Here is a 22,381-nt window from a genome sequence, read left to right on the forward strand (position 1 = left end):
AAAATTGGACTCGCCTGGTTTTTACTGGCTTTCTTTATATTTATAGCCAGAAAATACATAAAGCAACTTGCCACACTCTAAACCGTCTTAAATTTAGGATCTATAAACACACCATGATTGACATGACGATGTGGTCAAAAGGTATGTGGCTTTGCATTATTGGCATCGGCTTTATTACGCTTTATGCAGTTATCAATATAGACAAAAAAATCGAAGAAATGCACCACAGGGAAATTTTCAAGGCGATGCCCAATAGCAGCTACGTAGTGTTATCCGAGCATCTTATAACGCATGGAGACAAACACGAGAAAAACAACGCGAAAACCCTTTTGAATCACATTATTCTCCACCCGCACCTCTACACACTTGATGATCGGGTATGCGAAGACGACATCAAGAACATTCCACCCCACATAGAAAAATGGAGCAAAACCTCAAGACTAATGATCATATTCCCCCTGATATGGATACTGGCTTTCACTATTCTCATGAAGCTGATTGGTAATTACTGAATTTCAAAAGGATCATTGTGAGCACATGCCCCTTCCATAGCGGTGCCCCTCACCTAATGATAGGGCACCTTGTATCCCTTAAAACTCCAGCTTCGTCGTCACCATCACATTCCGCGGCGCCCCATAACTCCCGCTGTAGAAGTTCTCATCCAGCGAACTCACATACTTCTTGTCGAACAGGTTGTTGACGGTCGCGGTTGCCGACCATTGGGAGGTGAGTTGATAGCGGGCCATCAGGCCGACCGTGGCGTAGTCGTCCTGCTTGTAGGTCGATGGCGACGGCAACATCCAGCTTTCGGAGGTGAAGTGGATGCTGCTTTGCCAGTTCACACCGCCGCCGACGGTCAGGAGCTCCAGTGCGCCAGGCAGGCGGTAGGTGGTCCAGAGCTTGAAGATGTCTGTCGGGATGATGGTCTTGATCCGCTCGCCTTCGCTGTCCTTGACCCGCGAGTGGCTGTAGCTGGCGTCGACGTTCCAGCCCGGCAGGATCTCGCCGCTGACTTCCATTTCGAACCCACGGGTGGTGGTTTTCTTCGCGGCGTAGGCGGTGTCGTAGTCGGTGCCGATGATGATGCCGTCGGGCACGTTGTCGTTTTCCAGCTTCACCTCGAACAACGCGAAGGCAGTGTTCAGGCGACCGTCAAAGTACTCGCCCTTGAGGCCGATTTCGTAGTTGTCGCCTTCTCGCGGGTCGAGCAGTTTGCCGCTCTGGTCCTTGTAGGTCTGCGGCTTGAAGATGCTGGTGTAGCTGGCGTACAGCGAGTGGTTGTCGTCGAGGTCGTAGACCACGCCGGCATAGGGTGTGACTTCGCCGCTGACCCGCACCGAATCGTCGGTGTTCAGGTAGACCATGGCCGGGACGTTGTAGTGGTAGCTGGCGCCGTATTTGTAGTTGCTCACCCGGGCACCGAGCACCAGCGACAGGTCGTCGGTGGGCTTGAGGCGGGTCGCCAGGTAGGCGCCGTTCTGCCGCTGCTGCAAGTTGTCGTCTTCGCGGTTGATGCTGTACGTCGGGCGCGGGCCGTAGTTGTCCCAGGTGCGGATATTCACCGGCAGGCCACTGACGAGGTTGTTGCTGCCACCGGACGCGGTGGGATGGCCGAAGCCGTTGCGGCGGTTTTCGTAGTCCTGGTAGTTGAAGCCCATGACCAGTTCATGCTCGCGGCCGAAGGCCTGGAACGGGCCGGAGAGCATCAGGTCGAGGCCTTTTTGCTTCTGCCAGTTTTCGCCCTTGGTGGCGGTATATTTCAGGCCGCTGCCGGTGGCCGGATCGACGAAGCCGGTGGACGTGCCGGCGATCACCGAATCGTAGTCGCGGGTGCCGTAGAGGTAGCTGGTGGACAGTTTCAGGGTCCAGTCATTGGCCAGCTTCTGCTCGATGGAGGCGAAGCTGTTGATGATTTCCTGATGGTTGCTGCTGTCGCGACTGGCCGGGTTGTCGGAGCGCGAGGTGTGCAGCTTGTTGCCGTACTTGTCGAGCAGCGGCAGGCCGGTTGTGGAGAACCCGCGCGGATCGCTGTCCAGGTAGTCCACGCCGACGGTGAGCAGGGTGCTGTCGCTCAGGTCGAATTCGGTGATCCCGTAGAGGATGGTTTTTTCCTGCTGCAGGTGGTCGGTGAAACTGTTGCCCTGTTGATACGCCGCCACCGCCCGGCCACGCACGTTGCCGCTGTCGGTCAGCGGGCCGGAGACATCCACTTCCGTGCGGTACAGGTCCCAGGAGCCGAGGCCGGCGCTGATGTAGCCCTTGAAGGTGTCGGTGGGGCGCTTGCGCACCAGGTTGACGGTGCCGGAAGGATCACCCGCGCCAGAGAGCAAGCCGGTGGCGCCGCGCACCACTTCGACCCGGTCGTAGATCGCCATGTCCGCCAGCGCATGGGGCAGCGCCTGGCTGAAGGCGAAGGACGTGGTGGGCATGCCGTCGAACTGATAGTTGTCGATTGCCAGGCCACGGGAGAACACGTAGAGCCGGTCGCTGCCCGGGCTCTGCACATTGAGCCCCGGCGCCTGTTCCAGCACCTGGCCGATGCTGCGCAGGTTCTGATCGTCTATACGCTGGCGGGTCAGCACGCTCACCGACTGCGGGGTTTCGCGCAGGCTCATGTTCAATTTGGTGGCGGTGTTTGTCGCACCGGTGGTGTAGGAACCCGTGCCTTCGGTGGTGCTCCCCAGCCCCACGCCCGTGACACTGGTCGCGCCCAGCTCCAGCGCGCCGTTGACCTGTGGAACGTCGATCAACACATAGCCGTCCGGGCTGGACTGGGCTTGCAGGCCCTGACCGCGCAGCAGTGTGGCGAACCCTTCCGGCACGCCATAGCTGCCTTGCAGACCGGTGCTGCGCTTGCGTGCCACCTGCTCGGCATTGAAGGAAATCGCCACGCCGGATTCGCGTGCATAACGGCTCAGCACATCACCCAGCGCGCCGGCCGGGATGTCGTAGCGCTGCACCTGTTGCTGGGCCTGGGCCGGCAAGGTCGCGAACAAAGGGGCGCCGACGATGGCGAAGTGGATGGCCAGCGCCAGGGCACTGCTGGCGTTGCGGGGGCGTAGCGATGCAGACATCTTCCGTAGTCCTCGTTAGGTGTTGGCTAGTACAAGGACGCACGGCAAACGATTAGTGGAAAAAGGTTTGAGAATTATTTCTGTTCGAGACGAACCCGGGTCAGCCACGGGGTGTAGTGCTCGACCTCGATCGGCAGGCTGCGCGCCAGCAGGCGCAATGCGCGCTCGCTGTCGTCGGCGGGCAGTACCGCAGAGACTTTCAGCCCGGCCAGGGCCTTCGCGTCATAGCTCAGGTAACCGCGATGATGACGGGCCAGGCGCTCCAGCACCTGGCTCAGCGGCTGCTCGCGAATCACCAGTTGATGAGCGTTCCACGCCTGCTCCAGCCCGACCCCGTCCACCGGTTGCGGCGGATGGATGCCATGGGCGTCGAACTGCACCTGTTGGCCGGCCGGCACGGTGACGCTGTCGCCGGCGCTCTTCACTTCGGTGCTGGATTCGATCATCGCCAACCGCGTGGACTCACCCAGACGCTCGACCACGAAGCGCGTGCCCAGGGCACGCACGCTGCCGTGTTCGGTGACCACCAGGAAGGGCCGGCTGGCATCCTTGGCCACATCGACGAGGATTTCGCCGCTGACCAGGCGCAGGGTGCGGGTTTGCCCATCGAATTGCAGGTCCACCGCCGAACGCCCATCGAGCTGGATACGGCTGCCGTCGGGCAGTTGCTGACTGCTCCATTGGCCGACGCCCGTGCGGATGTCGGCCATCAGGTAGGCCGGCGGAAATTGCTGCAGCGCCAACGCGGCGGGGATCGCCAGCATTGCCGCGACGGCCAGTGCCTTGAGGCTGCGCCGCGTCCGCGAACGCGCGACCACGGTGCCCAGCGCCGCGCGCACCGGTGCGCTCGGCAGGTCATGCAGTGGCGCCAGACTACCCTGTAGCGCCTGAACGGCCTGACGATGGGTGGGATCGGCAGTCAACCAGACACGGAAGGCTTCCCGCGCCTCGGCATCCGGCTCGTCGTCCATGCGCACCAGCCATTTGGCCGCCTGACGCAGCACCGCCGCCGGGAGCTTCACAGCACACCACCGGCGGCGTGGCATTGCAGCAGTGCCTGAACCAGATCGTTCTGCACGGTCTTGGTCGAGACGTTCAATTGCTCGGCGATCTGCGCATGGCTCAAGCCATCCAGATGGCGCAGGACGAACACCTGGCGCATGCGCGGCGACATGTTTTCCAGCGCCCGGGCGATATGCTCCAACGCCTGCACAGCGGCCATCACCTGTTCCGCGGACGGTGCCTGTTCCATGAATTCGGCATGCCGCGCGAGTTCGTCGCGGTAAGCCTGTTCGAGCTTGTGTCGACGACTGCGATCCACCAACAAGCGCCGCGCCACGGTGGCGAGAAACGCCCGCGGCTCGCGCGGCGTGACATAGGCGCCAGCGCCCAGCAGACGGATGAAGGTGTCCTGGGCCATGTCCGCAGCATTGTGCGGACAGTCCAGGCGCCGCCGCAGCCAGCTCAGCAGCCAGCCGTGATAGCCCTTGTACAACGCATCGAGACTGTCTGCTGGCGGAGTGGCTTTCATGGGACACAGGACTAAATGGGAATGATTCTATCTTACGGCGCCGACACAGAAAGTTGCAATCCGCTCAACGCACACTGGCGAACAGCACCGTCACGCCGAGCCCGAGCAGCGCCATGCCGATCACCCGGTCCACAAGCAATTGACGCTCGATCATTACCCGGCGCAGCGGCGCACTGGAAAAGCCCAACGCCACCAGGCTGAACCACACCCAGTGGGCCACGGACATGAACAGGCCGTAGCCGAATTGCTGCGCCAGCGAACTGCCCGGCCCGACCACCTGGGTATAGGCGCTGACCACGAACAGCAGCGTCTTGGGATTGAGCGCGTTGGTGAGGAAACCCGCAACGAAGGTGCCTCTGGCTGCGGGCGCTTCGCCGTCCAGTGACAGGCGGCGGGTGTTGGTCAGCGAGCTGTAGCCGAGGTAGATCAGGTAGCCGGCGCCGAGCACTTTCATCAACAGGAATAGCGTCGGCGAATGCTGCACCAGCACGGACACCCCGAGCACGGTGTACAGCACATGCACCTGCACGCCACAGGCGATGCCGAGCGCGGCGAGCAGGCCGCTACGCCGGCCGAAGGCATAGCTGGCCCGAGTGACCATGGCGAAATCCGGCCCGGGGCTGATGACCGCCAACACGGTGAACAGGGCAACGGCGATGAGTTCGTTCACAAAGATTCCCTTTCTGGATACGCAAGCAAATAGCGCAGATCGACTACGCGGTCCGCCATTATCGAAACCCTGACCACGGCTTAAAAAGCGATTTATAGTGCGGCAAATCCGCTAGTTTTCCTCACAGATATGAAACTGCCTGCCCTCACCGCCTTTCGCTACTTCGATGTCGCCGCGCGCACGGGCAGCTTCGTCCGCGCCGCCGAACAATTGCACGTCACCCACGGCGCGGTCAGCCGCCAGGTGCGCTTGCTGGAAGCGTCGCTGGGGGTGGAGCTGTTCGAGCGACGCAACCGCGCGATCTTCCTCAACGCTGCGGGCCGCGCCTTGCTGGCAACCACCCAGTCGGTGTTCGAACAGCTCGAAGGCACGGTCTATCGCCTGCAGCAACAGGCCAGGGAAAACGTATTGGTGTTGTCCTGCGAGCCAACCCTGGCGATGAAATGGCTGATCCCGCGACTGCCGGCGTTCCAGGCCGCGCACCCGGATATCCAGTTGCACCTGATGGCGGCTGGCGGCCCGGTGGATTTCGCCCGCAGCGGCATCGACCTGGCGCTGCGCCGCGACGACTTTCAGTGGGAAGACGGGCTGCATGTGCGCAAGGTCTGCGACGAGTGGGTCGGGCCGGTCGTCAGCCCTTCGCGGTCGTTGCCCGCGCAGGGATTCACCGGCCAGCGCCTGCTGCACAGCACCACTCGCCCTGGCGCCTGGGCCACCTGGCTGCGCCTGAGCGGACAGCCGGACAACAGCGAAAGCCGCGCCGACTACGAACATTTCTACCTGTGCATTCAGGCTGCGGTGGCGGGCCTCGGCGTGGCCATTGCGTCGCGAATGATGGTCGACGATGAACTCGCCAGCGGCCAGTTACAGGCGCCCCACGGTTTCGTTCGCGACGGCTCGGCGTATGTGCTGCTCTGTCCGCAGCCTTGGGAGGAATCGGAGAAATGCCGGCGCTTTGCGGACTGGGTGGTTGAGAAGACCCACAGCAATCCGGCGTGAGGTTACACTCGGCCCTCAGAATTTTCCGACGCAAGGACTGCACGATGAACAAGCCCTGGCTGGCCCTGATCACCCTCCTCGCCTTCACCGGCTACACCCTCTACAGCATGAGCATCGCCGAACAATCCCTGCTGCAGTTCGGTGTGCAACTGATGTCAAGCCCCGACACCGCGCAGGTGGTGATCGACCTTTACATCATGGCCGGCCTCGCCTGCGCCTGGATGGCCCAAGACGCTCGGGCCAAAGGTCGGTCGCTGCTCAGCGTGCTGCCGTATTTCCTGCTGACGGCGGTGTTCGTGTCGATCGGCCCATTGCTGTATCTGGTGATCAACGGGTTTCGTCATTCGCCAGCCGCACACAGAACGACGAATCCGCACTAAAGTCGCCACCCCAGGTGCGATAGCCGGCGGTATCGATATGAATACGCCCTGACGGATAACGCCCTAGGCCCATGTTCCAGACCTTGCCATAGCGCTGCCAGAAACGGCACAACGGTTGCGGGTCGCTGCCCTTGGCCAGCAGTAGATCGACGGCGAAGGCGCGGGTGTGGGCACTGCCGACCGCGCCGCCGGCGCAGCGATTAAGTGCCGGGTCACGGTAGGCCGACACCACTTCATAGGGTCCGAGAATCCGTTCATCACTGAGCAGGTCCAGCAGCCGCAAGGTGCTGCGTACCTCCGGCCATTGCGCCACGGGCGGCACCGCAAAAGGCTCGGCGCGGCACTGGCGCCAGTCGCTGGCCGAGCGCAGCAACTGATACAGCGGCACCACGCCGTACAGTTGCGCATCCACCAGCATTTCGCGGAAGGGCCGGGTCTGATGGTCCGCCGTCCATTGAGCGAACAACCAAAGATCGCGCTCATCCGCCTGGGCCGCGGTACTGATCAACAGGGCCGCAATCGCCTTTTTCCATCCGTTCATCCGCCCTCTTCCCATGGCCCCGGCAACTCCCCCAGTATGGCAATCCTCCCAATCGGAGGGAGGCATCTGACAAGGAGTTAAGCATGCACAAGATTGCACCGATCGCTTTAGGCCTGATTGCCCTCGCCGCAGCCAGCCAGGCAGCGGCCGACACCCGGGTGGAACTGGGCAGCCAGGAGCGCGTGACCCGGCTGTTCGCCTACCCCAATAACTGCAGCGTGATCTGCTTTCGCGACTGGACACTGGAAAAGACCGTCGAGCACTACCTGACCCAGAGCGTGCAACGCGACGGCTACCCGGCCGCGACGGTGAAGGTGCTGCGTGACAACGACAAGCTGCATGCCGAAATCGGCGGCGTCCCGGCGGACTACGGCAAGCCGCTGACCGCCCTGCTCGACACCGGCGAGCTGGCCTACAACGGTGCGAAAAAGCTCAACGCTGACGGTAAATGGGCTTATAGCTGGTACCTGTTCCTGCCGCTGGGCATGGCTTTGGAAAACCGCCGCAGCATCGAGCTGCTGCACTTCCCGCCGGATTACTCGCTGACCCAGGCCCAGGACTACCTGCGTTCCAACACCACCGATCGCTGGGCCAGTCTGCTGACCTTCAACGGCATTCCCGCCACCGACACCCCGGCTTACCAGACCATCGTCGACATCGCCCCGATCGCCGCGCCGGCCAGCGCCGGCAAGGACCTGGAAGGCGTCTACAGCTACTTCCAGGACTATCAGGTGCGCATGGTCAAGGAAGTCACCCGCACCCAGAGCGGTGCCTCGCTGCCGATGGTGGCCTTCGGTTCGCCGGTGCGCACCTGGATCCAGCAGCAGTACGGGCCGAGCCTGAAAGTGTTGGGCCTGGCAACCATCAGCCCGACGCCCGGACAACAGGTGCCCGTGCTGGGCTCGAACCACCCAAGTGCGATCTGGTATGCGGCGGACCCGGCCAACAACGGTGGTGATCAGGACAAGGCCGATGCGGCGGGCCTGAAGATGATGGGCCAGGACCTCAGCGCTGCCTGCTGGCAGGCCGGCGTGGGCCGCAACCCGAAAGCCGACCCGCAAGCGACACTGAACGCCTGCACGCAAAAGTGGCAAGTGACCGCGAAGAAGCAGACCTGTGAATTGTTCTATCGGACCATTCGCGAGATGACGCCAGAGCAGGCGAGCGCGAAGTGCAATACCGGCGCGGTGACGCGCAAGCTGCGCGAGCTGCAGAAGCCGGTCGAAGAAATCTGAAAGCCATCGGGGCTGCAAAGCAGCCCCGAAACACTCTATTCCTGCGGTCGCAACCGATACTGCGGCGGCAACTGGTCAAGTCCGCTGATGGTCACGTCCAGACTCTTCCAGCGACCATCCTTGATGCCATAGATGCAGCCATGTACCGACAACTCCTGGCCGCGATGCCAGGCGTTCTGGACGATGGTGGTATGGCCGACGTTGGCCACTTGCTGGATCACGTTCAGCTCGCACAGGCGGTCCACCTGTTCTTCCTCGGTGGGCAGCTTCGACAGCTCGACGCGGTGCTCGTAATACAGGTCGCGGATCGAACGCAGCCAGCCGTCGATCAGGCCGAACTGGCGGTCCTGCATCGACGCCCGCACACCGCCGCAACCGTAGTGGCCGGTCACCAGAATGTGCCGCACCTTGAGCACATCCACCGCGTACTGGATCACCGACAGGCAGTTCAGGTCGGTGTGCAGCACCACGTTGGCGACGTTGCGGTGGACGAACAGGTCGCCCGGCAGCATGCCGACGATCTCGTTGGCCGGAACCCTCGCATCCGAGCAGCCGATCCAGAGGAATTCAGGCGTCTGCTGGTTCGCCAGCTTGGCGAAGAAATCAGGGTCCTTCCGGGTGATGCTGTCCGCCCAACGCGCGTTGTTATCGATCAGTTCTTGCAGGTCGTGCATGTTCAAGCCTCACGGAAAGGATGCCCTGTTATGACAGGCCGCGACCCGGGCGGGTCACGCGCCCTTTATTCGATGAGGGTGCAGGCCATCACCAGCGCATCTTCGCGGCCACCCGGCGCCGGGTAGTAATCGCGGCGCCGACCCACTTCGTTGAAACCATAGCGCTCGTACAAGCGGTAGGCCGACTGGTTGCTGGCGCGGACTTCAAGGAAGCACTCACGACCGTTCGACTCATAGGCGCGCTTCATCAATTGTTCCAGCAGCGCCAGGCCCAGACCGCGGCCCTGGCTCTCCGGCTTGACGGTGATGTTGAGCAGGTGCGCCTCGTCGATGATCACATTGATCACGCCATGGCCGACCTGTTGCTCGCCTTCGAACATCAACCAGACTTCGTAGCTTTTCAGCGCGTCGAGGAAGATCCCGCGGGTCCAGGGATGACTGAAGGCGGCGTATTCGATCTTCAGTACGCTATCCAGATCCGCCTCGGTCATCCGACGGAAGCTGAGGGTGTCACTCATTGTGCGGTTTCCAGCGCGCCATCAGCCGGCGCATGGCTTTCCAGACGTCCGCCTTGCGCGGCGGCTCGTCCATCAACAATTCAAGGGACGGCAGCCCCCAGGCAGTGCCCAGGCCTTGCACCGCCCATTCACGGGTATAGGACGTTTCGTCGCCTTCGCCGGCAAAGCGGATGGCCGGCAGGCCGATCAGCCACAGACAGGCGCACGGTACTTCTTCGAGCCGGGCCTGAATGAAGCCCTGGACGAAGTCCCGCGCAGCATCCGGGCCCTGGTCGAGACTGCCGCGCACCAGCAACGGCCAGCGCACCGGCTCGCCGACGATCTGCGGGCTGTCGGGAAGGCCGGCGGCACGCAGCATGTCTTTGAGCAGCAGGTAGGACGGATCGCGACTCTGGAAGGCCTCGCCAGTCGCCAGTTCGACCAGCAGCAGGCAGTTACCGGCACGCAGCAACTGCAGGGCGAAACGCGGCGGCGGCTGGACCACGGCCTTGACCGGCGCGGGCGCTTCTTCCGCCGCCTCGACCGGCTTGGGCGCCGGCTTGGCGGTGACGCTCGGGCGGGGAATCTCGATCTTCGGCCGCTCTGCCGGCTTCACCACGGGCTTCACAACGGACTGGGCGACAGCGGCGGCTGCCCGGGCCGGCACTTCCGGCGGCAGTTCCTCGACCAGCGGCTCGAGCGGCAACAGCAGCTCCGGGCGCGACGGCGCGGCGAACGGCAGTTCGGCACGCGGCAGCCAGTGCACCACTTGCATGGCGTTCAGGTAAGCGCGGCGGCGGGACTCGGTCAGCAAGGAGGCGGCCATCTGTGGATAAGTCAGGGCGCACATTCTAACGCCGTTGCGCGCCGGGCGCCGCAGTCGATCGGCGGAAAAACGCCGGACACCCCCTGCAAACGATCAAGGGTGAAGCCAATCCCCCCCAATGCAGTACAATCGGCGCTTTTATTTGGCAGCGAGTCGAACCGCCAATGATCGAACCCAAGCGCGTCCTGCGCGCCCTGGCTGAACACTGGAACCTGTTGGAACCGCTGTGCGAGCGGTTCGACGGGGGTACCCTCAGTCTGGGCGAATTGCGCCAGCAACTGGCTGCCCAGCAGCTTGAAAGCACGGTCCAGGACATCACCAACCTGCTCGACGTGTGGATCCGCCTGGACATCCTCGTCCCGGTGGCAAAAAGCCCCAACCGCTTCGAGCTGAACGCCCAGATCCACGACTTCCTCGCCTACCTGCGCCGCGAACACCGCCTCGGCCTGTGCCTGGAAATCGAAGCCTATCTGCGCCACCTCGAGCGTCTGGCCGGGCATATCCAGGACGCCTTCGACATCCGCGACGGCCACGACCTGGCCCGCCAGTTGCGCCTGCTGGACATGCGCGTACGCGATGTCTTGAAGAAGCTCGACAACGACGAGCAGGCCTTGGTCGGCGTGGCCGAACGGGCCAAGACCAGCGACCGCCAGATTCCCCTGCGCCAGCGCTATGCAGAAGTACTGGCGACCTGGGACGAGTACGTCGAGCCGATGATCCAGTTGGTCAACGCCGACGGCGCCTTCGAACAAGGCGTGCGCAAGGTCGAGACCGTGCTGCTGCGCCTGCTCAGCGAGCAGGCCCGGCTCGGGCAACTGGTGGACGACGACATGCTGCTGCGCACCCACGCGCGCATCCTCGAAATGCAGACCAGTGCCCAGTTGACCCTGCGCCACGCCCGCGAACTGCTGCTGCCGCTGCGCGAAGAAGCGCGCCGGCACAACGCCGTGACCCGCGGCGCGGCCCTGGCCCTGTCGGTGATCCGCCGCAAGGGCATCGACGCCGTGCCGCAGGCGGCCATGCCGCTGTTCACCCGGCCGCAGAGCACCTTTCTCGGCAGCGCCAGCCAGGTCGAGGCCTACGTCTACGCCCTGGCTCGCTTCGAACCGAAGCCGGCGCAGTTCCCCAAGGCGCACAAGAGCCACAAGGGCGAACCGACCCGAGCCCCGCGCACGGTCAAGGAAATGCTCGAACGCTGCGAAGACGCCCTGCCGCTGCCGGACCTGATGGTCTGGCTGCTGGAGCAGGAACCCGAAGGCGCCACCGACGAACTGCTCTACTGGTTCTCGCGCCTCTCGCGGGAAAAACGCTTCGCCCGCGAACGCCTCGACCGCCGTGACTACACCACCCGCGAACACCTGGTCAGCCTGCGCTCCTTCGCCCTGACATCCAGCCGCGAAACTTCGCCAGAGCCTACAGCGAGCCCTACCCATGCATCTTGATCTTTCCGAACTGTCCCAGCTCGCACCGATCTTCCGCGAGCTGTTCAAGGGCTTCCACATCAGCCGGCGCGACCCGGAGCTGTACACCCAACTGTCGAACTTCCAGGACCAGTACCGCGGCCTGTTCAAGGCACTGGGCTACGAGCTGGTCTGCGACACCCGCGGCTTCTACTACTTCGTCCCCGAGCTGGCTGCCGCGCAGGTCAACAAGACCGCGCAGCGCCTGTCGCTGTTCACCTTCATCCTGGTGGAGCACCTGGCCGACCAGGGCCGCGACCCGATGTCGGTGCTCGACGGCGGCAGCCTCGGCCGCGACGAACTGCCCTCGCTGCTGGACAAGTACCGCGACCTGTTCCTCCAGGCCGAAGTGCAGACCCCCGACGAACTGGAAGAAAAGATCATGCGCCGCATGACCCAGCTCGGCTTCGCCCACGAAGAAAACGGCATCTACCGCTTCCTGCCGCCGATGCACCGCTTCCTCGATGTCTGCCTGTCGGTCCAGCAGGACCGCGACCTGGCCGCCAGCCTGCACAGCAACCTGCCGCTGCCCACGCCCGTGCTGGTGGAAGAAGAAAGCCCCGAACAACTCAACAGCACCGACGACCCGCTCGATCTGGCGCCGTTCGAAGAAAGCGAAGAAGACGCCCTGGCCCGGGCCATCGCCGAAGAGCAACAGGAGATTGACGCATGAGCCAGGAACGCTACGGCATCCGCCGCTTCGCATTGCTCAACACCGCCGGCTACAGCCTCGGCCTGTTCCCCCTGGAACACCCGCTGTCGGTCTACGGCGCGAACAACCTGGGCAAGAGTGCCTCGATCAACGCCCTGCAATTCCCGATTCTGGCGCGCATGTCGGACATGAGCTTCGGCAAATACAGCCTGGAGCAGTCGCGGCGCTTCTACTTCGCCAGCGACACCAGCTACATCCTCTGCGAAGTGAACCTGCCCCACGGCCCGCACGTGATTGGCGTGGTCGGCCGCGGCCCGGGCGGCGGCTTCGGCCACCAGTTCTTCGCCTACGCCGGCGAGCTGGACCTGGCCCACTACCAGCGCAACGACACCTGCCTGCGCCAGAAAGAGCTGTTCGCCAACCTTGAGCGCAACGGCCTGAAAGCCTACGAACTCAAGCCTGACGAACTGCGTCGACTGCTGGTCGGCGGACATACCTCGATTCCGCTCGACCTGACCCTGATCCCGCTGCGCTCCACCAGCGAGCAGAGCCTGAAGACTTTCCGCGCACTGTTCATCAACCTGCTGCACATGCGCGAAATCACCGCCGCCAAGCTCAAGCAACTGTTCCTCGACGCCTTCGAGCACAGCCTGCGCTCCGGCAGCGTCGACTACATCGCTGCGTGCGAAGAAGCCTTCCGCGACGTACGCCGCATGGAGCAGGACTACAACTCGCTGGTCGCCGCCGGCCCGCTGGTCGAGGCCCTGGCCAACGGCGTGGCGCAGCGCGACATCCTGCGCGGCAAACTGCACCGCCTGTCGCCCCTGCTCGATTCGCTGCTGGGCACCTGGCAGGACTACTCCGGCGCCCGTAAGGAAGAACTGGTCATCCAGTCCGAACACTACCGTGGCGAGCAGGACGCACTGCAGAACGACCAGCGCAACGGCACCCAGGAACTGATGCGCCTGGAGCGTGAAATCAGCGGCATTCAGCGCTGGCTCGGCGAGCTGTCGGTGCTGAAGAACCGCTTTGCTCTGGTGGACGACGTCAAGGTGCTGGAACAGCAACTGCTGGCCGCCAAGGATGCCCACGACGAGCTGGCCGGCGCCCTGGCGCAGTCCCGCCAGTTCAGCGCCGAAGACCTCGAAGAGCGCCTGCGGGACCTGGAAAAACGCCTGAAGTCGGTGAAACAGCAACTCGATCACGCCGACAACAACAGCTACGCCCGCCTGCGCGAAGAGTTCTCGCAACAGGACGTCGAACGTCTGATGCGCCTGTTCAACGGCGCGCTGTTCAGCCTGCCGTTGGGCGAGCGCGGCATCGAGCTGGATGACAGCGACGTCTGGGTCAAGTCACTGGAAGCGGTACTGGACGGCTTCAAGGGCGAGCGCTTCGAAGTGCCTGGCCTGTCCATCGACCTGTCCCATATCGAGCCGCCGGCCCTGCAGGCCCTGGCCGACCGCGCCGCACTGCGCGACCAGAAGGAGCGCCTGGAAAAAGAACTCAAGCAGCTCAAGACCCAGCAGTCGGTGACCGCCGACCGCGCCGCGAGCAAGACCCAGACCGAAGCCCTGTACCAACAGGTGCTGGACGCGCAGAAAGCCCTCGAAGATTTCCGCCGCACCCAGACCCTGAGCGTCGAAGAAGGCGACAAGCTGGAACAACTGGCGCAACTGGAAGCCGCCCAGGACGAACTCAAGCGCTCCAGCGACGCCTTCACCGAACGCGTCCAGCAACTGTCCGCCAAACTGCAACTGGTCGGCCGGCAGATCGCCGATATGGAAGCCAAGCAGCGCACCCTCGACGACGCCCTGCGCCGCCGCCAACTGCTGCCGTCAGACCTGCCGTTCGGCACGCCGTTCATGGAGCCGGTGGACGACTCGATGGACAACCTGCTGCCGCTGCTCAACGACTATCAGGACAGTTGGCAGGGCCTGCTGCGGATCGACAACCAGATCGAAGCGCTGTACGCCCAGGTCCGCCTCAAGGGCGTGGCCAAGTTCGACAGCGAAGACGACATGGAGCGCCGCCTGCAACTGCTGATCAACGCCTACGCGCACCGCACCGATGAAGCGCTGACCCTGGGCAAGGCACGCCGCGCTGCGGTCACCGACATCGCCCGGACCCTGCGCAACATCCGCAGCGACTACGACAGCCTCGAACACCAGTTGGCGCTGTTCAACCGCGAGATCAACCGTCGCCAGGTCTCCAACCTGCAGAGCTTCCGCATCGTCCTCGCGCCAAACAAGGAAGCGCTCAAACACATCGACCAGATCATCCACAGCGCCGGCCAATACGAGGAAGGCGAGACCCTGTCGGTGTTCGACCTGAGCCAGAGTGCCGAGCAGGACAACAAGAACGAGGAAGCCAAGGAGTATCTGGCCCGCCTGGTTGCGGCGAACCACAACCAGCTTGGCCTCAAGGACCTATTCGAACTCGCGTTCGAGATCACCAAGGTCAACGGCCAGCCGGTCATCCACACCGACATCGACGGCGCCGCCTCCAACGGCACCACGATGACCATCAAGGCGCTGACCAACATGTACCTGTTGCTGCACCTGATGGACCGCGACCTCGCCGGCCGCGTGCGCCTGCCGTACTACCTCGATGAGGCTGCGGACATCGACGAACGCAACCAGGCCGCGCTGCTGGAAACCAGCCTGCAACTGGGCTTCGTCCCGATCCTGGCGAGCGTGAAGCCGCAGGTGTCGGCACACGTGGCGATCGATCTGGAAGGCGGTAGCGGGCCGAACGGCATCTACATCGACGAGTCGGACTGGAAGTACATCAGCCGGCTGGATGTGGTGAAGGCGGAGGTGCGGAAAGAGGCCGAAGAGACGTCAGCCTGAAAATGATGTGGGGCCTTTACCGGCCCCACATATTTCAGAAAGCGATCACTGCGCCCAAGGCAAAATCGGAATCGCCGTCACCGCATTCTGCGGGCTGCCTTCGATCACGCGGTCGCTGTACACCAGGTACACCAGCGTGTTGCGCTTCTTGTCGAGGAAGCGCACCACCTGCATGGTCTTGAACACCAGCGAGGTGCGCTCCTTGAACACTTCCTCGCCATCCTTGAGCTGACCCTTGAAGTTGATCGGGCCGACCTGACGACAGGCGATCGACGCTTCCGCGCGGTCTTCCGCCAACCCCAGTCCGCCCTTCACGCCGCCAGTCTTGGCCCGCGACAGGTAGCACGTCACGCCTTCGACCTTGGGGTCGTCGAAGGCTTCGACGACGATCCGGTCATTCGGTCCGACCAGCTTGAACACGGTGGACACCTGGCCGATTTCTTCAGCCGATACCAGCGCCGGCAGGGCCAGCAACGCGGCGACAAACAGTCCCTTGATCACACTCATTTTCCTCACACCAGAATCAGGTTGTCGCGGTGCACCAGCTCCGGCTCGGCGCTGTAGCCCAGCAGGCTCTCGATGGCATCCGACGGTTGGCCGATGATTTTCTGCGCCTCGAGGGCGCTGTAGTTGGCCAGACCGCGAGCCACTTCCAAGCCGTCCGGACCGACACAAACCACCATCTCGCCACGGCGGAAGCTGCCTTGCACGGTCTTCACGCCCACTGGAAGCAAACTCTTGTTCGCTTCGCGCAGCGCTTGTACAGCGCCGGCATCCAGCACCAGAGTGCCGCGGGTTTGCAGGTGGCCCGCCAGCCACTGCTTGCGCGCCGCCAGCATGCCGCGCTCAGGCGACAGCAGCGTGCCGATGCGCTCGCCGGCCTTGAGGCGATCCAGCACGCGCTCCAGGCGCCCGCCGATGATGATGGTGTGGGCGCCGGAACGGGCCGCGAGGCGAGCTGCGCGCAGTTTGGTCTGCATGCCGCCACGGCCCAGCGCACCGCCGGTACCGCCGGCCACGGCATCGAGGCTCGGGTCGTCGGCACGGGCTTCGTAGATCAGCTTGGCATCGGGGTTGTTGCGCGGATCGGCATCGAACATGCCGTCGCGGTCGGTAAGGATCACCAGCAGGTCGGCTTCGACCAGGTTGGCCACCAGCGCGGCCAAGGTGTCGTTGTCGCCGAAGCGGATTTCGTCGGTGACCACCGTGTCGTTCTCGTTGATCACCGGCACCACGCCCAGCTCCACCAGGGTGCGCAGGGTGCTGCGGGCATTGAGGTAACGCTTGCGATCGGACAGGTCGTCGTGGGTCAGGAGAATCTGCGCGGTGTGCTTGCCGTGCTCGCCGAAGCTGGACTCCCAGGCCTGTACCAGGCCCATCTGGCCGATGGAGGCGGCCGCCTGCAACTCGTTCATCGCACTCGGTCGCTTGGTCCAGCCCAGACGGCTCATGCCGGCAGCCACGGCCCCGGAGGAGACCAGCACCAACTCGACGCCTGCTTCACGCAGGGCCACCATCTGCTCGACCCAGACACCCATGGCCGCGCGATCCAGGCCCTTGCCATCCGCCGTCAGCAGGGCACTGCCAATCTTCACGACCCAGCGCTGGGCACCTGTCACCTTGCTCCGCATCTTCTTCCAACCTATCGATCTGTGTGGATTCTGTAGATTTTTTAGATAACAAAACGCCGCTTGAAAAAGCGGCGTTCAGTGTACTGCAACGGATCAGTCGCGCACGTAAATGATTTCCGGACCGTCCTCGTCGTCCTCTTCGCCCCAGAAGTCATCGTCGTCGCTGACATCGTCCACGCTCTTGACGCCAGTACGGCGCAAGGTGCGGGCGTCGTCCAGGGCCTGCAACTGGGCGCGGGCTTCGTCTTCGATGCGCTGATCGAGGTCAGCCAGTTCCGCGGCGTAGGCCGGATCGTTAGCCAGGCGGTCGGCGCGGTCTTCAAGGTAGCGCATGAGGTCATGGCTGAGCTTTTCGGTGCCCTGGCGGGAGATCGCCGAGATCACGTAGACCGGGCCTTCCCACTGCAGGCGGTCGACCACTTCCTTGACCCGCTCATCGCGCTCGTCGTCAGGGATCATGTCCGACTTGTTCAGTACCAGCCAGCGCTCACGCTCGCCCAGCGACGGGCTGAAGCGCTCGAGTTCGTTGACGATGACTTCCGCGGCATCGGCCGGGCTGCTTTCGTCCAGCGGCGCCAGATCGACCAGGTGCAGCAGCACGCGGGTACGCGCCAAGTGCTTGAGGAAACGGATACCCAGGCCGGCACCGTCGGAAGCGCCTTCGATCAGGCCGGGGATGTCGGCGATGACGAAGCTCTTCCAGCGGTCGACGCTGACCACACCCAGGTTCGGCACCAGGGTGGTGAACGGGTAGTCGGCGACTTTCGGCTTGGCGGCCGAGACGGCGCGGATGAAGGTGCTCTTGCCGGCGTTTGGCAGGCCCAGCAGACCGACGTCGGCGAGGACTTTCATTTCCAGTTTCAGGTCACGCTGCTCACCCGGTTTACCCGGAGTGGTCTGGCGTGGCGCACGGTTGGTACTGGATTTGAAGCGGGTGTTGCCCAGACCGTGCCAGCCGCCCTGAACCACCATCAGCTTCTGCCCTGGCTTGACCAGGTCACCGATGATTTCCTGGGTAGCGGCGTCGATCACCGTGGTGCCGACCGGCACGCGCAGGACCAGATCATCGCCCTTCTTGCCGGTGCAGTCGGTGCTGCCGCCGTTCGAGCCGCGCTGGGCATCGAAGTGACGGGTGTAACGGTAGTCGACCAGCGTGTTGAGGTTTTCGTCGGCAACCATGTAGACCGAACCGCCGTCGCCACCGTCACCGCCGTTGGGACCGCCGTTCTCGATGAATTTTTCGCGGCGGAAGCTCATGCAACCGTTACCGCCGTCACCGGCTTTGACCCGGATCGATACTTCGTCAACAAACTTCATAAAAACCGCCTCTCGTCAGTCGGACGAGTTGAATGACACAAAGACATAAGGCTCTTGCAAAAATGAGCGCGGCGGCCCCCGTCAACGACCGTAACAACCAGCGCCGGCAGCCCATACAAACAGCTTTGCAAGAGACTCACCCCAAAAACGAAAAAGCCCCGTCGCGAGACAGGGCTTTTCCAGCGATCGCACGATTACTCGGCGACAACGCTCACGTAACGACGACCGAAGGCGCCTTTTACTTCGAACTTGATCTTACCCGCGATCTTGGCGAACAGGGTGTGATCCTTGCCCATGCCAACGCCGTAGCCAGCGTGGAATTGGGTGCCGCGCTGACGGACGATGATGTTGCCAGGGATGATAGCCTGGCCGCCATACATCTTCACGCCAAGGCGTTTGGCTTCTGAGTCGCGACCGTTACGGGTACTACCACCAGCTTTTTTGTGTGCCATGAGTTCAATTCTCCTGAAGGGGGATTAGGCTGAAATTAAGCCTGAATACCGGTGATTTTGATCTCGGTGAACCACTGGCGGTGGCCCATACGCTTCATGTGGTGCTTACGGCGACGGAACTTGATGATGCGCACTTTGTCGTGACGACCTTGCGAGATCACTTCAGCAACAACCTTGGCACCAGCAACAACTGGAGCGCCGATGTTCACGTCGTCGCCATTGGCGACCAGCAGAACGCGGTCGAAAGTAACGGATTCGCCAGTAGCGACTTCCAGTTTTTCGATCTTCAGGTATTCACCTTCGGCGACTTTGTACTGCTTGCCACCGGTAACAATTACTGCGTAAGACATGGGTATTTCTCCAATAATCCTGCTCACCCAGCTCTTTATAGTAAGAATATTGGCTGGCATGGCTGCATAGGGCTGGAACGGCCCAGTGCAATTGCGTAAGGCAGGTGCTGCCCAGGAAGTTAGGGTGCGCGATTGTACGCAAGCCCATCCGGCCTTGCAAGTCCCGCCCCAGTGGCCCGGGCAGCGCGCCTTGACAGGCCGGGACCCGCAACCTAGCATGCCGCGCAACCTATATGGAGCACCTGTGGCCGATGCAACCCCAAGCTTTCTACCGCGCGGTAGCGGACGACTTCAGCGCCGTTGACGAGATCATCAAGAAACAGCTGACTTCTCGCGTCCCGCTGGTATCGAAAATCGGCGACTACATCACCTCGGCCGGCGGCAAGCGTCTGCGTCCGCTGCTGGTGCTGCTCTGCGGCAAGGCGCTGGGCCGCGAAGGCGATGACCTGCGCCTGCTGGCTGCGACCATCGAGTTCCTGCACACCGCCACCCTGCTGCATGACGACGTGGTCGACATGTCCGGCATGCGCCGTGGCCGCTCCACCGCCAACGCCCTCTGGGGCAACGCACCGAGCGTGCTGGTGGGCGACTTCCTCTATTCCCGCTCCTTCGAAATGATGGTCGAGCTGGGTTCGATGCCGGTCATGCAGATCCTCTCCAAGGCCACCCGCGTGATCGCCGAAGGCGAAGTGCTGCAACTGTCGCGGATCCGCGACGCCAGCACCACCGAAGAGATCTACATGGACGTCATCCGCGGCAAGACCGCGATGCTGTTCGAAGCCTCGACCCACAGCGCCGCCGCCCTGGCCGGCGCCAGCGAAGACCAGCGTGAAGCCCTGCGTACCTTCGGCGACCACCTGGGCGTGGCCTTCCAACTGGTCGACGATCTGCTCGACTACAAGGGCGACGCACAGGAACTGGGCAAGAACGTCGGCGACGACCTGGCCGAAGGCAAGCCAACCCTGCCGCTGATCTACACCATGCGTGAAGGCACCCCGGAACAGGCTGCCCTGGTTCGCCAGGCAATCCAGAAAGGCGGGATCGAGGACCTGGAGCGCATCCGCGACGCGGTCGACGCTGCCGGCGCTCTGGAGTACACCGCTCAACTGGCTCGCGAATACGTGGCGCGTGCCATCGCCTGCCTCGACGTCCTGCCGGCCAGCGAATACCGCGACGCGCTGGTCGAACTCAGCGAATTCGCCGTAGCCCGCACCCACTGATACCCCTCCCGGCCCGTCGTCCGACGGGCCCGATTTTCCTCTGCCAGGCAAAACCCTATACAATGTGGGCTTTCTGCACGCATGACCTGAGGAAACTTAGTGAGCACCTTGCCACCCTGCCCCAAATGCAATTCCGAATACACCTATGAAGACGGCGCTCAACTGATCTGCCCCGAGTGCGCCCACGAGTGGTCCGCCAGCGGCGATGCCGAAGCGCCCAACGACGATGTGGTGAAGAAGGACTCCGTCGGCAACGTCCTGCAGGACGGCGACACCATCACCGTGATCAAGGACCTGAAGGTCAAGGGCACCTCGCTGGTGGTCAAGGTCGGCACCAAGGTGAAGAACATCCGCCTGTGCGATGGCGATCACGACATCGATTGCAAGATCGACGGCATCGGTCCGATGAAGCTGAAATCGGAATTCGTGCGTAAAGTCTGATCCCCTGCAAATCCGGAGGCGCGCCGCGACACAGGCGCGCACCCCGGCAGAAAATGCAAAAAATCGCTAATTGTCACTTGCTATTTTGATAATAAGAATTATTCTCATTGAACGCTTTCAAGGAGAATAGCCATGACTTATCTGATCGACGCCTGGCTTGACCGCCCCCAACCTTACCTGCGCATCCTCCACCGCGAGACCGGCGAAGTCTGTGCCGTGCTCGAAGAAGCGGCACTGGACGAACTGCGCGACCAGGGCGACCTGGATCTCAATGGTCTGAATTCAAGTGAGCCGATCGTGCTCAAGGAACTGGTGAGGAACCTGTTCCTGTTCTGTTATGCGCGGGCCTTGCGCCCGAACACCCCGCATACCGGGTTCTGATCGGAATATGAAATCGCGAGCAAGCTCGCTCCTACAGGGTGTTGATCTCTGTAGGAGCGAGCTTGCTCGCGATCAGGATTTGGCTTACAGAACGTCCAGCAGCTCGACGTCGAAGACCAGAACGCTGTGCGGCGGGATGCTGCCAACGCCCTGGGCGCCGTAAGCCAGCTCGCTCGGCACGTACAGGCGCCATTTGCTGCCCGCGTTCATCAGTTGCAGGGCTTCGGTCCAGCCAGCGATCACGCCGCCAACCGGGAATTCAGCCGGCTGACCACGATCGTAGGAGCTGTCAAAGACAGTGCCGTCGATCAGGGTGCCGTGGTAGTGGGTACGCACGTTGTCTTCGCGGGTCGGCTTGGCGCCTTCACCGGCGGTCAGGACTTCGAACTGCAGGCCCGAGGCCAGCGTGGTGATGCCGTCGCGCTTGGCGTTCTCGACCAGGAATTCCTTGCCGGATGCAGCGGCAGCTTCTGCCTTGGCAGCAGCTTCGGCCTGCATGACGTCACGGATGACCTTGAAGCTGGCGGACAGCTCTTCTTCGCTGACGCGGCTGGCCTGGCCAGAGAAGGCATCGGTCAGGCCGGCGAGGATGGCGTCCAGGCTAACGCCCGGTGGCGGGTTGTCGCGCAGTTGACCGCCCAGTTGACGGCCGATGCCGTAGCTGACGCGGGTTTCGTCGGTGGACAGGTTGATTTCGGACATTGGCTTGCTCCGCAGCAGGGCGCAAAACCACTGCGCCCTTTATGAAAAGGGCCAGCAGCCTAGCACACTGCGGCGAAGCAGTTCAGCTACCAGGCGAACGACGCGGCAGGGGCAGCTTGAGGTCTTCTTCCCCGATATCGGCCATGCCACACATTTCATCCTGCACCGACCAATGCACGAGGTTCAGCGGCAACGTTGGCAAGCCTTCCAGCAGATGGTGCGCCTCGACCATCGAGTGCACTTTCAGACGGCTGCCCTTGATGTTGGTCAGCGGATGCGCGTGACCACTGCATCGCGCTTCAAGCAGGAAATCGCCGCCTTCGATGGCGATCAGGTTGAGTTCCTCGACACGGCCCGCGCGGGCCTGGGTGTTCAATTCGTGCAGGTTCATGACACTACCTCGCAACTGGAACATTCGAGCGACCGTTCATTTTTTGTACAGCACGCCACAAAGCACAAGGCAGAAACGCAACCGCCCGTCCGTTTTGCAACGGACGGG

25 protein-coding genes are annotated in these 22,381 nt (G+C 62.8%); 10 read left to right on the plus strand and 15 right to left on the minus strand.

Annotation, left to right across the window (positions count from 1 at the left end; genetic code table 11):
* Positions 1 to 113: 113 nt before the first annotated feature.
* A complete protein-coding gene (locus CKW37_RS23915; protein WP_095158694.1) occupies positions 114 to 512 on the plus strand; it encodes a hypothetical protein in 399 nt (132 codons plus the stop codon).
* 78 nt (positions 513 to 590) lie between these two features.
* Here CKW37_RS23915 and CKW37_RS23920 read toward each other — a convergent pair whose 3' ends face one another.
* The 4 genes from CKW37_RS23920 to CKW37_RS23935 all read right to left on the minus strand — a co-directional run bounded on the left by CKW37_RS23920 (position 591) and on the right by CKW37_RS23935 (position 5,275).
* Positions 591 to 3,074, minus strand: coding sequence for a TonB-dependent receptor (locus CKW37_RS23920; protein WP_095158695.1), 2,484 nt, complete (start codon positions 3,072 to 3,074; stop codon positions 591 to 593).
* Between the two features lie 74 nt (positions 3,075 to 3,148).
* On the minus strand, positions 3,149 to 4,096 hold the full coding sequence (locus CKW37_RS23925) for a FecR family protein (protein ID WP_256587843.1): 948 nt from the start codon (positions 4,094 to 4,096) through the stop codon (positions 3,149 to 3,151).
* Complete coding sequence (locus CKW37_RS23930) at positions 4,093 to 4,605, minus strand: sigma-70 family RNA polymerase sigma factor (protein ID WP_095158697.1); 513 nt, start codon at positions 4,603 to 4,605, stop codon at positions 4,093 to 4,095. The genes CKW37_RS23925 and CKW37_RS23930 overlap by 4 nt, the downstream gene beginning before the upstream one ends.
* 64 nt (positions 4,606 to 4,669) lie before the next feature.
* Positions 4,670 to 5,275, minus strand: coding sequence for a LysE family translocator (locus CKW37_RS23935; protein ID WP_095158698.1), 606 nt, complete (start codon positions 5,273 to 5,275; stop codon positions 4,670 to 4,672).
* A gap of 129 nt (positions 5,276 to 5,404) precedes the next feature.
* On the opposite strand from CKW37_RS23935, the gene CKW37_RS23940 reads away from it, so the two are divergent.
* Positions 5,405 to 6,274: a LysR substrate-binding domain-containing protein gene (locus CKW37_RS23940; protein WP_095158699.1), complete on the plus strand. Its 870-nt coding sequence runs from the start codon at positions 5,405 to 5,407 to the stop codon at positions 6,272 to 6,274.
* A gap of 44 nt (positions 6,275 to 6,318) precedes the next feature.
* A complete protein-coding gene (locus tag CKW37_RS23945) occupies positions 6,319 to 6,654 on the plus strand; it encodes a DUF2834 domain-containing protein (RefSeq protein WP_095158700.1) in 336 nt (111 codons plus the stop codon).
* On the opposite strand, the gene CKW37_RS23950 is transcribed toward CKW37_RS23945, so the two are convergent.
* Positions 6,602 to 7,195: a D-Ala-D-Ala carboxypeptidase family metallohydrolase gene (locus tag CKW37_RS23950; RefSeq protein WP_095158701.1), complete on the minus strand. Its 594-nt coding sequence runs from the start codon at positions 7,193 to 7,195 to the stop codon at positions 6,602 to 6,604. The two genes, CKW37_RS23945 and CKW37_RS23950, sit on opposite strands and share 53 nt — an antisense overlap.
* Before the next feature lie 83 nt (positions 7,196 to 7,278).
* On the opposite strand from CKW37_RS23950, the gene CKW37_RS23955 reads away from it, so the two are divergent.
* Positions 7,279 to 8,430, plus strand: a complete 1,152-nt coding sequence (locus tag CKW37_RS23955) for a hypothetical protein (protein ID WP_095158702.1) — start codon at positions 7,279 to 7,281, stop codon at positions 8,428 to 8,430.
* Between the two features lie 35 nt (positions 8,431 to 8,465).
* Here CKW37_RS23955 and can read toward each other — a convergent pair whose 3' ends face one another.
* The 3 genes from can to CKW37_RS23970 form a co-directional block, all read right to left on the minus strand.
* A complete protein-coding gene (can, locus tag CKW37_RS23960) occupies positions 8,466 to 9,104 on the minus strand; it encodes a carbonate dehydratase (RefSeq protein ID WP_095158703.1) in 639 nt (212 codons plus the stop codon).
* 65 nt (positions 9,105 to 9,169) lie between these two features.
* A complete protein-coding gene (gene rimI, locus CKW37_RS23965; RefSeq protein WP_095158704.1) occupies positions 9,170 to 9,622 on the minus strand; it encodes a ribosomal protein S18-alanine N-acetyltransferase in 453 nt (150 codons plus the stop codon).
* Complete coding sequence (locus CKW37_RS23970) at positions 9,615 to 10,415, minus strand: energy transducer TonB (protein ID WP_095158727.1); 801 nt, start codon at positions 10,413 to 10,415, stop codon at positions 9,615 to 9,617. The genes rimI and CKW37_RS23970 overlap by 8 nt, the downstream gene beginning before the upstream one ends.
* A gap of 176 nt (positions 10,416 to 10,591) precedes the next feature.
* Between CKW37_RS23970 and mksB the strand changes: the two genes are divergently transcribed.
* From mksB to mksF, 3 genes are read left to right on the plus strand one after another with little or no spacing between them, the layout of a single operon-like run.
* Positions 10,592 to 11,869, plus strand: a complete 1,278-nt coding sequence (mksB, locus tag CKW37_RS23975) for an Mks condensin complex protein MksB (RefSeq protein ID WP_095158705.1) — start codon at positions 10,592 to 10,594, stop codon at positions 11,867 to 11,869.
* Positions 11,859 to 12,560, plus strand: coding sequence for an Mks condensin complex protein MksE (gene mksE / locus CKW37_RS23980; RefSeq protein WP_095158706.1), 702 nt, complete (start codon positions 11,859 to 11,861; stop codon positions 12,558 to 12,560). The genes mksB and mksE overlap by 11 nt, the downstream gene beginning before the upstream one ends.
* Complete coding sequence (gene mksF, locus CKW37_RS23985; protein ID WP_095158707.1) at positions 12,557 to 15,388, plus strand: Mks condensin complex protein MksF; 2,832 nt, start codon at positions 12,557 to 12,559, stop codon at positions 15,386 to 15,388. Before mksE ends, mksF begins: the two co-directional genes overlap by 4 nt.
* Positions 15,389 to 15,433: 45 nt before the next feature.
* Here mksF and CKW37_RS23990 read toward each other — a convergent pair whose 3' ends face one another.
* The 5 genes from CKW37_RS23990 to rplU all read right to left on the minus strand — a co-directional run bounded on the left by CKW37_RS23990 (position 15,434) and on the right by rplU (position 19,138).
* Positions 15,434 to 15,895: a CreA family protein gene (locus CKW37_RS23990; protein ID WP_095158708.1), complete on the minus strand. Its 462-nt coding sequence runs from the start codon at positions 15,893 to 15,895 to the stop codon at positions 15,434 to 15,436.
* Between the two features lie 5 nt (positions 15,896 to 15,900).
* A complete protein-coding gene (proB, locus tag CKW37_RS23995; RefSeq protein WP_095158709.1) occupies positions 15,901 to 17,019 on the minus strand; it encodes a glutamate 5-kinase in 1,119 nt (372 codons plus the stop codon).
* A 93-nt stretch (positions 17,020 to 17,112) separates the two neighbouring features.
* Positions 17,113 to 18,336, minus strand: a complete 1,224-nt coding sequence (cgtA, locus tag CKW37_RS24000; protein ID WP_095158710.1) for an Obg family GTPase CgtA — start codon at positions 18,334 to 18,336, stop codon at positions 17,113 to 17,115.
* A 194-nt stretch (positions 18,337 to 18,530) separates the two neighbouring features.
* The gene (rpmA, locus tag CKW37_RS24005) at positions 18,531 to 18,788 is read right to left on the minus strand and encodes a 50S ribosomal protein L27 (RefSeq protein WP_010225698.1); all 258 of its coding nucleotides are present in this window, start codon (positions 18,786 to 18,788) and stop codon (positions 18,531 to 18,533) included.
* Between the two features lie 35 nt (positions 18,789 to 18,823).
* Entirely contained in the window at positions 18,824 to 19,138 is a 315-nt protein-coding gene (gene rplU / locus CKW37_RS24010; protein WP_009398990.1) for a 50S ribosomal protein L21, read from the minus strand.
* Positions 19,139 to 19,389: 251 nt separating this feature from the next.
* Between rplU and CKW37_RS24015 the strand changes: the two genes are divergently transcribed.
* From CKW37_RS24015 to CKW37_RS24025, 3 genes are all read left to right on the plus strand, one after another.
* Positions 19,390 to 20,358 carry a polyprenyl synthetase family protein gene (locus CKW37_RS24015; RefSeq protein WP_095158711.1) on the plus strand — a complete coding sequence of 323 codons (969 nt, stop codon included), beginning with the start codon at positions 19,390 to 19,392 and terminating at the stop codon, positions 20,356 to 20,358.
* A gap of 99 nt (positions 20,359 to 20,457) precedes the next feature.
* Positions 20,458 to 20,799, plus strand: a complete 342-nt coding sequence (locus CKW37_RS24020; RefSeq protein ID WP_095158712.1) for a zinc ribbon domain-containing protein YjdM — start codon at positions 20,458 to 20,460, stop codon at positions 20,797 to 20,799.
* 132 nt (positions 20,800 to 20,931) lie between these two features.
* A complete protein-coding gene (locus CKW37_RS24025) occupies positions 20,932 to 21,180 on the plus strand; it encodes a hypothetical protein (protein ID WP_042124780.1) in 249 nt (82 codons plus the stop codon).
* A gap of 84 nt (positions 21,181 to 21,264) precedes the next feature.
* On the opposite strand, the gene CKW37_RS24030 is transcribed toward CKW37_RS24025, so the two are convergent.
* Both CKW37_RS24030 and CKW37_RS24035 read right to left on the minus strand, forming a co-directional pair.
* A complete protein-coding gene (locus CKW37_RS24030) occupies positions 21,265 to 21,882 on the minus strand; it encodes an FKBP-type peptidyl-prolyl cis-trans isomerase (RefSeq protein WP_095158713.1) in 618 nt (205 codons plus the stop codon).
* 82 nt (positions 21,883 to 21,964) lie between these two features.
* Positions 21,965 to 22,273 (minus strand): DUF6482 family protein, encoded by a 309-nt coding sequence (locus CKW37_RS24035; protein ID WP_095158728.1) that lies wholly within the window; start codon positions 22,271 to 22,273, stop codon positions 21,965 to 21,967.
* Between the last annotated feature and the right edge of the window lie 108 nt (positions 22,274 to 22,381).

The sequence above is a fragment of the Pseudomonas sp. Irchel 3E13 genome, from assembly GCF_900187455.1.
Classification (GTDB): domain Bacteria; phylum Pseudomonadota; class Gammaproteobacteria; order Pseudomonadales; family Pseudomonadaceae; genus Aquipseudomonas.

Coding starts and splice junctions, on each gene's coding strand:
- CKW37_RS23915 (WP_095158694.1), top strand. CDS start 114: ATGATTGACATGACGATGTGGTCAAAAGGTATGTGGCTTTGCATTATT.
- CKW37_RS23920 (WP_095158695.1), bottom strand. CDS start 3,074: ATGTCTGCATCGCTACGCCCCCGCAACGCCAGCAGTGCCCTGGCGCTG.
- CKW37_RS23930 (WP_095158697.1), bottom strand. CDS start 4,605: ATGAAAGCCACTCCGCCAGCAGACAGTCTCGATGCGTTGTACAAGGGC.
- CKW37_RS23940 (WP_095158699.1), top strand. CDS start 5,405: ATGAAACTGCCTGCCCTCACCGCCTTTCGCTACTTCGATGTCGCCGCG.
- CKW37_RS23945 (WP_095158700.1), top strand. CDS start 6,319: ATGAACAAGCCCTGGCTGGCCCTGATCACCCTCCTCGCCTTCACCGGC.
- CKW37_RS23950 (WP_095158701.1), bottom strand. CDS start 7,195: ATGAACGGATGGAAAAAGGCGATTGCGGCCCTGTTGATCAGTACCGCG.
- CKW37_RS23955 (WP_095158702.1), top strand. CDS start 7,279: ATGCACAAGATTGCACCGATCGCTTTAGGCCTGATTGCCCTCGCCGCA.
- can (WP_095158703.1), bottom strand. CDS start 9,104: ATGCACGACCTGCAAGAACTGATCGATAACAACGCGCGTTGGGCGGAC.
- rimI (WP_095158704.1), bottom strand. CDS start 9,622: ATGAGTGACACCCTCAGCTTCCGTCGGATGACCGAGGCGGATCTGGAT.
- mksB (WP_095158705.1), top strand. CDS start 10,592: ATGATCGAACCCAAGCGCGTCCTGCGCGCCCTGGCTGAACACTGGAAC.
- mksE (WP_095158706.1), top strand. CDS start 11,859: ATGCATCTTGATCTTTCCGAACTGTCCCAGCTCGCACCGATCTTCCGC.
- mksF (WP_095158707.1), top strand. CDS start 12,557: ATGAGCCAGGAACGCTACGGCATCCGCCGCTTCGCATTGCTCAACACC.
- CKW37_RS23990 (WP_095158708.1), bottom strand. CDS start 15,895: ATGAGTGTGATCAAGGGACTGTTTGTCGCCGCGTTGCTGGCCCTGCCG.
- proB (WP_095158709.1), bottom strand. CDS start 17,019: ATGCGGAGCAAGGTGACAGGTGCCCAGCGCTGGGTCGTGAAGATTGGC.
- cgtA (WP_095158710.1), bottom strand. CDS start 18,336: ATGAAGTTTGTTGACGAAGTATCGATCCGGGTCAAAGCCGGTGACGGC.
- rpmA (WP_010225698.1), bottom strand. CDS start 18,788: ATGGCACACAAAAAAGCTGGTGGTAGTACCCGTAACGGTCGCGACTCA.
- rplU (WP_009398990.1), bottom strand. CDS start 19,138: ATGTCTTACGCAGTAATTGTTACCGGTGGCAAGCAGTACAAAGTCGCC.
- CKW37_RS24015 (WP_095158711.1), top strand. CDS start 19,390: ATGCAACCCCAAGCTTTCTACCGCGCGGTAGCGGACGACTTCAGCGCC.
- CKW37_RS24025 (WP_042124780.1), top strand. CDS start 20,932: ATGACTTATCTGATCGACGCCTGGCTTGACCGCCCCCAACCTTACCTG.
- CKW37_RS24030 (WP_095158713.1), bottom strand. CDS start 21,882: ATGTCCGAAATCAACCTGTCCACCGACGAAACCCGCGTCAGCTACGGC.
- CKW37_RS24035 (WP_095158728.1), bottom strand. CDS start 22,273: ATGAACCTGCACGAATTGAACACCCAGGCCCGCGCGGGCCGTGTCGAG.